This window comes from Tsukamurella soli, assembly GCF_039541155.1.
In the GTDB taxonomy this organism is placed as follows: domain Bacteria; phylum Actinomycetota; class Actinomycetes; order Mycobacteriales; family Mycobacteriaceae; genus Tsukamurella; species Tsukamurella soli.
This window is the reverse complement of record NZ_BAABFR010000143.1, coordinates 1-9,429: the sequence shown is the minus strand read 5'-3', so window position 1 is coordinate 9,429 and position 9,429 is coordinate 1. Positions and strand designations below refer to the sequence as shown.

General features: G+C 70.9%; 9 protein-coding genes and 1 riboswitch. Of the genes, 6 read left to right on the top strand and 3 right to left on the bottom strand.

Going from position 1 to position 9,429, the window contains the following annotated elements:
• From ABD908_RS25120 to ribH, 4 genes are all read left to right on the top strand, one after another.
• Positions 1-729 (top strand): RibD family protein (locus ABD908_RS25120; RefSeq protein WP_345001223.1); only part of this gene is annotated, 729 nt, incomplete at its 5' end.
• 55 nt (positions 730-784) lie between these two features.
• Positions 785-933, top strand: a riboswitch (FMN riboswitch).
• Between the two features lie 59 nt (positions 934-992).
• Complete coding sequence (locus ABD908_RS25115) at positions 993-1,613, top strand: riboflavin synthase (RefSeq protein ID WP_345001220.1); 621 nt, start codon at positions 993-995, stop codon at positions 1,611-1,613.
• Positions 1,610-2,863, top strand: coding sequence for a bifunctional 3,4-dihydroxy-2-butanone-4-phosphate synthase/GTP cyclohydrolase II (locus ABD908_RS25110; protein WP_345001219.1), 1,254 nt, complete (start codon positions 1,610-1,612; stop codon positions 2,861-2,863). The genes ABD908_RS25115 and ABD908_RS25110 overlap by 4 nt, the downstream gene beginning before the upstream one ends.
• Positions 2,860-3,333: a 6,7-dimethyl-8-ribityllumazine synthase gene (gene ribH / locus ABD908_RS25105; protein WP_345001217.1), complete on the top strand. Its 474-nt coding sequence runs from the start codon at positions 2,860-2,862 to the stop codon at positions 3,331-3,333. Before ABD908_RS25110 ends, ribH begins: the two co-directional genes overlap by 4 nt.
• Positions 3,334-3,348: 15 nt before the next feature.
• Here ribH and ABD908_RS25100 read toward each other — a convergent pair whose 3' ends face one another.
• Entirely contained in the window at positions 3,349-4,329 is a 981-nt protein-coding gene (locus ABD908_RS25100; protein ID WP_345001215.1) for an ERCC4 domain-containing protein, read from the bottom strand.
• Positions 4,330-4,552: 223 nt separating this feature from the next.
• On the opposite strand from ABD908_RS25100, the gene ABD908_RS25095 reads away from it, so the two are divergent.
• Entirely contained in the window at positions 4,553-5,485 is a 933-nt protein-coding gene (locus ABD908_RS25095; protein ID WP_345001213.1) for a patatin-like phospholipase family protein, read from the top strand.
• Between the two features lie 90 nt (positions 5,486-5,575).
• Positions 5,576-6,028, top strand: coding sequence for a PH domain-containing protein (locus ABD908_RS25090; RefSeq protein ID WP_345001211.1), 453 nt, complete (start codon positions 5,576-5,578; stop codon positions 6,026-6,028).
• A gap of 39 nt (positions 6,029-6,067) precedes the next feature.
• On the opposite strand, the gene ABD908_RS25085 is transcribed toward ABD908_RS25090, so the two are convergent.
• Both ABD908_RS25085 and ABD908_RS25080 read right to left on the bottom strand, forming a co-directional pair.
• A complete protein-coding gene (locus ABD908_RS25085; RefSeq protein WP_345001209.1) occupies positions 6,068-7,564 on the bottom strand; it encodes an aldehyde dehydrogenase family protein in 1,497 nt (498 codons plus the stop codon).
• On the bottom strand, positions 7,561-9,138 hold the full coding sequence (locus ABD908_RS25080) for a GMC family oxidoreductase (protein ID WP_345001207.1): 1,578 nt from the start codon (positions 9,136-9,138) through the stop codon (positions 7,561-7,563). Before ABD908_RS25080 ends, ABD908_RS25085 begins: the two co-directional genes overlap by 4 nt.
• Between the last annotated feature and the right edge of the window lie 291 nt (positions 9,139-9,429).

The window sequence follows — 9,429 nt, the reverse complement described above, 5'->3', positions numbered from 1 at the left end:
GGCGTGGCGCGTGTCGCATACGCCGCGGCCGACCCCAACCCGCTCGCCGCGGGCGGCGGCGACGTCCTCCGCGGGCGACGGGTCGCCGTCGCGCACCTCGGGGTCGAGCCGTGGCCGCTGCGGGAGTGGCTGTTCCGGCAGCGCACCGGCCGACCGATGGTCACGCTCAAGCTGGCCGCCACCGTCGACGGCCGAATCGCCGCCCCCGACGGGACGTCGCAGTGGATCACCGGCCCCGCCGCCCGCGAGCGCGCGCACCGCGAGCGTGCCCAGCTCGACGCCATCGTCGTGGGGACCGGCACCGTCGTCGCCGACGACCCCGCGCTCACCGCCCGCCGTCCCGACGGGACGCTCTATCCCCACCAGCCGCTGCGCGTCGTGCTCGGTACCCGCGACCTACCCGCGGGATCCAAGCTGGCCGGTGCGGTGCACGTCCGCAGCCACGACCCGGGCGACGTGCTGGCCGCCGTCGGGGACGCGCTGCACGTCCAGGTCGAGGGCGGTCCGACGGTGGCGGGCGCCTTCGTCGCCGCGGGGCTGGTGGACCGCGTCCAGGCGTACATCGCACCGGTGCTGCTCGGCGCCGGGCGGTCCGCCCTGGAGATCGAGAGCGTCGGCACCCTCGCCGACGCCCTGCGGATGCGCCTCGAATCGGTCGAGCGGGTGGGCGACGACGTTCTGCTCACGCTGAGCCGCGGGGAAGACGCAGGTGGCCGCCCGCGGGCCTGACGTGTGACGTGTACCACGATTCGATTGTGAGTACTTCGGTGCTAATCTCGAAGGCGGAAGTTCTCAGGGCGGGGTGTGATTCCCCACCGGCGGTGATAGACCCACGAGGTCCGAGCCCGCGAGCGCCTCGGCCGAGCCGGGGGACAGCAGATTCCGGTGCGAATCCGGAGCCGACGGTCATAGTCCGGATGAGAGAGAACAACGCGGGCCATCCCGCGTGGTCGTGCCGCCCTGAGAAGTGGACGGCAGGAGCGAAGTCAACGATGTTCACCGGGATCGTCGAGGAACTCGGCGTGATCACCGCCCGGGAGGATCTCCCCGACGCAGCGCGATTCACGGTTCGTGGCCCTACGGTCACCACCGACGCGCGACACGGCGATTCCATTGCGGTCAACGGCGTGTGTCTCACCGTGGTCACCGTCTCCGAAGGTGCGTTCACGGCCGATGTCATGGCCGAGTCGCTGCGCCGCAGCTCACTCGACAAGCTCGGGGCGGGCGACCGAGTCAACCTCGAGCGCGCCGCCGCCGTGAACTCGCGACTGGGCGGGCACATCGTGCAGGGCCACGTCGACGGCACCGGCAGCGTCCTCGCTGTGACCGAGTCCGAGCACTGGACCGTGGTGCGGGTCGCGCTCCCCGTCGCCCTCGCGCGGTACGTCGTGGAGAAGGGCTCGATCACCGTCGACGGTGTCTCCCTCACCGTCTCGGCCCTCGGCTTCGGCGCGGAATCCGGCCACTGGTTCGAGGTCTCGCTCATCCCCACCACCCTGTCGTTGACGAACCTGGGCGGGGCGACTCCCGGCACCGTGGTCAACCTCGAGGTGGACATCATCGCCAAGTACGTGGAACGACTCACCACTCTCCGAGAGGCGGACAACGCATGACCAGATTCGACACGGTCGAGCGGGCGATCGCCGACGTCGCCGCGGGCAAGCCCGTGGTGGTGGTCGACGATGAGGACCGCGAGAACGAGGGCGACCTCATCTTCGCGGCAGAGAAGGCGACACCGGAGATGGTGGCGTTCATGGTGCGGTACACGTCGGGCTACCTGTGCGTGGCGCTCGACGGCACCACGTGCGACAGGCTCGGTCTGCCGCCGATGTATTCGACCAACCAGGACAAGCACGGCACCGCGTACACAGTGACGGTGGACGCGAAAGAGGGTGTCGGAACCGGTATCTCGGCATCCGACCGCGCCACCACCATGCGGAAGCTGGCCGATCCGGAGGCGACGGTATCGGACTTCACCCGGCCCGGCCACGTGGTGCCGTTGCGTGCCAAGGACGGTGGCGTTCTGCGCCGGCCCGGGCACACGGAGGCGAGCGTCGACCTGGCCCGCATGGCGGGGTTGTCGTCGGCCGGCGTGTTGTGCGAGATCGTGTCGGAGAAGGATCCCGGCGGGATGGCGCTCACCGACGAGCTGCGGGTCTTCGCTGACGAGCACGAGCTGGCGATGATCTCCATCGCCGAGCTGATCGCGTGGCGGCGCAAGCACGAGAAGCACGTCGTGCGGGTCGCGTCTGCGCGGATCCCCACCCGGCACGGCGACTTCCAGGCCGTCGGCTACACCTCCATCTACGACGACGTCGAGCACGTCGCGCTGGTCAAGGGTGACGTCACCGCCGACGGTGGCGCCGACGTCCTGGTCCGGGTGCACAGCGAGTGCCTCACGGGCGATGTGTTCGGGTCGCTGCGCTGCGACTGCGGGCCGCAGCTGGACGCTGCGATGGAGATGGTGGCGCAGGAGGGCCGCGGCGTCGTGTTGTACATGCGCGGCCACGAGGGCCGGGGCATCGGGCTGCTGCACAAGCTGCAGGCCTACCAGCTGCAGGACGCGGGCGCCGACACCGTCGACGCCAACCTGCAGCTCGGGCTGCCCGCCGACGCCCGGGACTACGGCATCGGCGCGCAGATCCTGGTGGACCTCGGCATCACGTCGATGCGCCTGCTGACCAACAACCCCGCCAAGCGTGTGGGGCTCGACGGCTACGGCTTGCAGATCACCGAGCGGGTGCCGATGCCGCTGCGCGCTAACGCCGAGAACATCCACTACCTTCGTACCAAGCGCGACCGCATGGGCCACGACCTGCGCGGGCTCGACCTGGTCGACACCGAGGGAGACACGACGGCATGAGCGGCGAAGGCGTTCCCCGGCTGGCACTGGAGGGCGCGGGCGACCTGAAGCTCGCCATCGTGGCGTCCCGCTGGCATGAGCAGGTGTGTGCCGCGCTGCTCGACGGTGCCGAGCGGACCGCGCAGGCGGCGGGCGTCACCGATGTGACCGTCGAGCGCGTCGCCGGCGCCGTGGAGCTGCCGGTGGTGGCGCAGGAGCTGGCCAAGACCCACGACGCCGTGGTCGCGCTGGGCGTCGTGATCCGTGGCGGCACACCGCATTTCGAGTACGTCTGCGATGCGTTGACGGCCGGCCTGCTGCGAGTGTCGCTGGACGCGGGCGTGCCCGTGGGCAACGGCGTGCTCACCACCAACACCGAGGCCGAGGCCCTCGACCGCGCCGGGCTACCCGGATCCGCCGAGGACAAGGGGGAGCAGGCCGTCTCCGCCGCGCTCGACACCGCGCTCACACTGCGGCGACTGCGCCGGTAGCGGCTCGACACCCGGTCAGGTACGCCTCGCTTCGAGGTAGGCGGCACGCACCGTGGCCGGGATCCTGCCCTTGTCAGAGACCGCGTGGCCGTTGGCGCGGGCCCACGCGCGCAGGTCCGCCGTCGTCGGCTCCCGCGGCGGCACTCGCGGCGCGGCCGCCGCTCCCATCTCCGGGACCGGAGCGCCACTCTCCTCCGCGGAGGCCTCGAGCCGGCTCGCGGCACAGGCCGCGCCGAGGAACCGGTACGTCCATTCCTCCGCGAGCTTGCGCGTCTCGCAGAAGACGATCGGCACCGTCGGGAACTGGACCTGCAGTTCGGCGATCCCGTCGGCGAGTACGGCCGGCCGGACGAACGCCTGCTTGAACACCTGAGAGTACCGGTCCTCGACGACGATCGCCGCGCGCGGCACCGTGGCGAGTTCGGCCGCGGCGTACCGGAGCTTCCCCGAGGTCAGGCTGCTGGTCAGGTCGGCCAGGGACTTGCGCTCGACGGCCGCGACCACCGCGTCGCCGTCGAACACCGCGTAGTCGCCCACCTTCAGCGGCCGCTTCGCGGTGTCCGCCTGCTGCTTCGTGAACTGATACGCGTACCGCTCGTGGACGTCGATCACGATCTCGAGGTCCGGCAGCCCGGATGCCCGTGCGGTCGGCGTGGTCACGGCCGGCCGGGCCTGCTTGCGGGTGCGTGGCGCCTGCCAGAACACCATCTGCCGGCCCCGCGCCCGGGTGTGGACGATCTGCGAACGGGACTCGCGGCGCCGGTCCGCGATCACGTCGATCGCGGCGCCGCGCCCGGTGCACGCCTTGAGGGGGATCCGTTCCACCACATCCGGGTCGTCGGGCCACTCGTCCACCGTGGTCGGATGGCAGTAGAGCGCCTTCGTGCGTGGCCAGGTGTCCGACGTCCGGTACACACGCCCCGCACCGAGCGGGACCCACATCAGGTATTTGAGGCTCGAGTCCGGATCCGGGTTGGTCGCGATGACCAGGTCCATGACGCCAGGGTAGCGGCCCATACATCGGGTGCTGGCGTACACATCAGATACTGGCGCGGCGATCGGCGGGCGTGTTACGGTTCGGCTGATCGTGATCTATCGACGGGAGGTGAGCCCCATGAACGCAGTATCCGCAGTGGGTGCTCCCCCGCAGTTCACGATCGCACGACTGTCGTAGTCGACATCGGGAGCGCCCGACAGGCGATCGCGAAAGGCGACTCCCATGAACACGACATCTTCTTCACCTCTCCAGTCCACCTCTCGGCACTCCATCTCTCGGCACTCCACGGGCGAGCGGGCGTTGGTGCTCGGCGGCGGCGGTTCGACGGGCAATGCGTGGCTGATCGGCGTCCTCGCCGGCCTGTCCGATGCCGGGTTGGACGTGACCACCGCCGATCTGACCATCGGCACATCTGCCGGCTCGACGGCGGCGGCCCAGATCGCCGGGGCGAGCCCGACCGAGCTGTTCGCCGCCGTCCTGACCGGTGTCCCTCCGCGACCGGCCGGTCCGGCTGGGCGACCGAACAGGCCGGTGGCGGACCACATGGATCGGATGAACAGAACCATCGCCGCCGCAGTGGACGCCGCGGACATGCGGCGCAGAATGGGCGCGGCGGCACTCGACAGGGATGCGGCGGCGGACGGCTCGTGGCAGTCGCAGTGGCGGGCCACCGTCGCCTCGCGGCTGCCCGATCGACACTGGCCGCACCGGCGGCTGCTCATCACGGCGGTCGACGCCGCCACCGGTGAACCGGTGGTGTTCGACAGCGCCAGCGGGGTCGACCTGGTGGACGCCGTCGCCGCCAGCTGTGCCAGCGGGCTTCCCTACCGGATCGGGGACGGCCGATACATCGACGGCGGCTACCGGTCCAATGCCGAGAACGCCGATCTGGCAGCCGGATACGCCCGGGTGCTGGTGCTGTCGCCGTTCGGCGGCCGATCACTGCATCCGGTGGAGTGGGGCACGCATCTGGCAGCACAGGTCGACGAGCTGCGCGCGTGCGGCAGCAGGGTCGAGACGATCTTCCCGGACGGCGACTCCGAGCACCTGTTCGGCACAGCCGCGATGGATCCGTCGCTCCGCCCGCCCGCTGCGCGAGCCGGCTACGACCAGGGCGGAGCCCTCGCCGAGCGGCTCACCGAGTTCTGGCGCTGACACCGACCGACCGCGCCTACCCGGCAGCCGTGGCCTCGGTCGTGGCCTGCCAGGTAGGCGCGGTGTCGGCCCCGTAGACTCGGCCGGGTGATGACCGACCAGGACCAGGCCCAGACGTTCGAGGTGCGCCCACGCAGGTCGCGCATCGTGGCCTGCGTCGTCGCGGCCCTGGTGTTGGTGGCCCACGTCGTGGTCGGGCTGCTGCTGCGCATGGGTGGCAACACCGGCGTGTACTTCCGCTGGGAGGACCAGGCCGCGCTGATGTGCATCGGCGTGGTGCTCGCGGGCGGGGTGCTGATGTTCACGCGGCCGCGTCTGCGGATCGGGCCCGACGGGGTCGCCGTCCGGAATGCCGGCGGCGAGCACGTCTTCCCGTGGGATGTGGTGCGCGGCTTCAGCTTCCCGGACGGCGCGCCGTGGGCGCATCTGGAACTCCCGGACTACGAGTACGTGTCCGTGATGGCGATCCAGAGCAACGACGGTGAGCTCGCGGTGGAGGCCATCTCCCGCGCCCGCGAGCTCACCGCCTACTACCTGGACTGAGTGCTCGATCGGTACGCCACGACCCGGCCGAGCACCCCGCTACTTCGGCCCGATCGTGGTGCCCCGGCCGTGGAGCAGGGTCATGATCTGCGCCAGCTGCTTCTCGGCCGCCTCGGTGCGCGTGAAGGACGTGAGCGCGAGCAGCGGCTTGATCCGCTGCCGCGTGATGCTCTTGGCGTAGGTGAACTCGCGCAGCCCGTCCGGTCCGTGGATGCGGCCGAAGCCCGACTCGCCCACGCCGCCGAACGGTAGTCCCGGCACACCCGCGAACGTGATGATGCCGTTCACCGCCGCCATTCCCGAGCGGATCCGGTCGGCCAGCTCCACGCCGCGCCGCTTCGAGAAGACGGTGGCCGCCAGCCCGTAGCGGGTCGCGTTGGCCAGCTCCACCGCCTCGTCCATCGAGGCCACCTTCGCCACCGTCACCGTCGGGCCGAACGTCTCCTCGGTGACCGCCACGGAGTCCTCCGGGACGTCCACCAGCACCGTCGGCTGCACCCACCGCTCACCGACGGCGTCCGGCCCGCCCAGTACGGCCCGGCCGCCGCGTGCGATGGCGTCCTCGATGTGGCGGCGGATGATGTTCAGCTGGCTCGGCATCGTGATCGGCCCGATCTGCGCGTCGTCCGCGTCGTAGGCGGTCAGGGCCTCCGCCTTCGCGACGAGCTTCGCCAGGAACGGGTCGTAGACGTCACGGTGTACGTAGATCCGCTCCACGCCCACGCACGTCTGGCCCGCGTTGGCGAACGACCCCCACGCGGCGGCGTCCGCCGCGGCGTCCAGGTCGGCGTCGGCGTCCACGAGGAACGCGTCCTTGCCACCCGCCTCGATCACGACCGGCGTCAGGGTCTCGGCGCACGCCGCCATGACGCGCTTGCCGGTCGCCGTGGACCCGGTGAACGCGATCTTGTCCACGCCCGACGTGCACAGCGCGGCGCCCGTCGGGCCGAGGCCCGTGACCACCTGCAGTACCGGGCGGCCCACCGCCTCCTCGAATGTCGAGGCCAGCCACGCGCCGACGCCCGGCGTGTACTCGCTGGGCTTGAACACGACCGCGTTTCCCGCGGCGAGCGCGTACGCGATGGAGCCCATCGGGGTGAAGACGGGGTAGTTCCACGGGCCGATCACGCCGACCACGCCGAGCGGGTGGTAGCGGACGGTGGCGGCCTGGTTCGCCATGAGCAGGCCGGGGGAGACCCGCTTGGGTCCCAGGACCTTCTTCGCGTGTGACGCCGCGTAGGCGAGGTGGTCGATACCGAGCGACGCCTCGAGCAGCGCGTCCCCGTGGGGCTTGCCGGTCTCGTCGTGCACGATCTGCGCCAGCTGGTGGATACGCCGGGTGATCACGCCCTTCCACCGGGTCAGCTGCTCCTTGCGGCCGTCGAAGCCCAGCTCGACCCACCAGTCCGCGGCCTCGCGGGCGCGGGCGACCACGAAGGCGATGTCGTCCGCAGTGTGGACCGGGTAGCTGGCGACCACGTCTCCGGTACGCGGGTCGAGCGAGTCGAATGTCGTGGGCTTCTCGGTCGCGGTCATACGTTCCTCCTGATGTCGTCTGCCGCCTTCTCGGCGATCATGATGGTCGGTGCGTTCGTGTTGCCGCGGACGATGCTCGGCATCACCGACGCGTCCACGACCCGTAGGCCCGCCACGCCGCGCACGCGCAGCTGCGGATCGACCACGGCGTCCTCGCCGCTGCCCATCGCGCAGGTGCCGACCGGGTGGTACAGGGTCTGGGCGTACTCCCGGATGTGGGCCAGCAGATCGTCGTCCGACGGTGTCGGCGGCAGCGTCCAGGGGGCGCCGAGGTGTCCGGCGAGCGGACCCTGCTGGCAGATCTCGACGGCTTGCCTGGTCCCGACCAACATGGCGTCGAGATCCTCGGGGGCGTCGAAGTAGTTCGGCTCGATGAGCGGGTGCCAACGCGGGTCGGCAGACCGCAGCCGCAGACGGCCGCGACTCGCGACCGACACCAGCGTCGGCGCGCACACGAAGCCGCGCCGGGTCGGCTCGTGCAGCATGTTGTCGTAGAACCCCGAGGCCATGATGTGGAACTGCAGGTCGGGCAGATCCAGATCCGGGCGTGACCGCAGGAACCCGCCGCCCTCGCCGGCGTTGGACGCCAGCGGGCCCCTGCCGGTGAGCCGCCATTGGAGCAGGTTGCCCAGCGTCTGTGCCTCCATCAGGTCGGTGGTCCCGTGGGTCTCGAAGATCACGGGCACGATCGGATGGTCCTGCAGGTTGCCACCCACGCCGTCCAGCGGCACGCGGACGTCGATCCCCAGCTCGCGCAGCTGCTCGGCGGGGCCGATACCCGACAGCATCAGCAGCTGGGGGGAGTTCACGACGCCGCCCGACAGGATCACCTCGCGGCGGGCACGGGCCGTCTGCGCGGAACCGTTCTGCGTGAACGCGATCCCGCTCGCGCGGTCACCGTCGAACTCGACGCGGGTGGCCGCGGCGCCCAGCGCCACCGTGAGGTTCGCGCGGCTGCGCGCGGGCGCGAGGTACGCCTTGTCGGTCGACCAGCGGCGCCCGCCCTTGCACGTCACCTGGTACAGGCCCGCGCCCTCCTGGGCGGCGCCGTTGAAGTCGCCGTTGCGCCCCAGCCCCCAGGCGACCGCGCTCTCGACCCACTCGGTGCACAGCGGGTGCGTGTACACGCGATCTTCGACGTGCAGCGGACCGTCCTGCCCGTGGTACGGCGACCCGAACCGGGTGTTGTGCTCCGCCTTGATGAAATAGGGGAGCACCTCCTCGAACGACCAGCCGGTCGCGCCCTGCGCGGCCCAGCTGTCGTAGTCCGCGTGGTTGCCGCGGATGTAGATCATGGCGTTCATCGACGAGCACCCGCCGAGCGCCTTCATCCGCGGCCAGTAGGCGGGCCGGTCGTTGAGGTGCTTCTGCGGGGTCGTCGTGTAGTTCCAGTCCCATTTCGTCTTGAACAGGGTCGAGAAGGCGAGCGGGATCGAGATCTCGTCCGCGTCCGCCTCACCGCCCGCCTCCAGGAGCAGAACGGACGTGTCGGGATCCTCGGACAGGCGCACCGCCATCACCGCCCCCGCGCTGCCCGCTCCCACCACGATGTAGTCGTACTCACCGGACGCCATCCCACTCCTTCGTCGTGTGTGACCGAAGTTACCCGCCGGTCTCCGGTGACGGTAGGGCTGAGGACGATCATCTCGGAACTGTGTCCACCGGGCCAACGGCGCCGGCCCGCTTCGTTCCCGGGGACAGTCTGGTTCGTAGGGACGATCTCGTTCCCTGAGACGGTGCGGTCACCGTCGGGTGCGGACGGCGGCCTCGATCGCGTCGGCGCCGCGAGCGGCTCCGCCGGTCGCGGCGTAGCCGGCCGCCACCGTCCGCGCCCCGGCAGCCTTGGCCCGGGCGAGGGCGACCGC

What these genes read in the sequence shown, in the direction of transcription:
- ABD908_RS25115 (WP_345001220.1), top strand. Translation starts at nt 993, where the DNA reads ATGTTCACCGGGATCGTCGAGGAACTCGGCGTGATCACCGCCCGGGAG.
- ABD908_RS25110 (WP_345001219.1), top strand. Translation starts at nt 1,610, where the DNA reads ATGACCAGATTCGACACGGTCGAGCGGGCGATCGCCGACGTCGCCGCG.
- ribH (WP_345001217.1), top strand. Translation starts at nt 2,860, where the DNA reads ATGAGCGGCGAAGGCGTTCCCCGGCTGGCACTGGAGGGCGCGGGCGAC.
- ABD908_RS25100 (WP_345001215.1), bottom strand. Translation starts at nt 4,329, where the DNA reads ATGGACCTGGTCATCGCGACCAACCCGGATCCGGACTCGAGCCTCAAA.
- ABD908_RS25095 (WP_345001213.1), top strand. Translation starts at nt 4,553, where the DNA reads ATGAACACGACATCTTCTTCACCTCTCCAGTCCACCTCTCGGCACTCC.
- ABD908_RS25090 (WP_345001211.1), top strand. Translation starts at nt 5,576, where the DNA reads ATGACCGACCAGGACCAGGCCCAGACGTTCGAGGTGCGCCCACGCAGG.
- ABD908_RS25085 (WP_345001209.1), bottom strand. Translation starts at nt 7,564, where the DNA reads ATGACCGCGACCGAGAAGCCCACGACATTCGACTCGCTCGACCCGCGT.
- ABD908_RS25080 (WP_345001207.1), bottom strand. Translation starts at nt 9,138, where the DNA reads ATGGCGTCCGGTGAGTACGACTACATCGTGGTGGGAGCGGGCAGCGCG.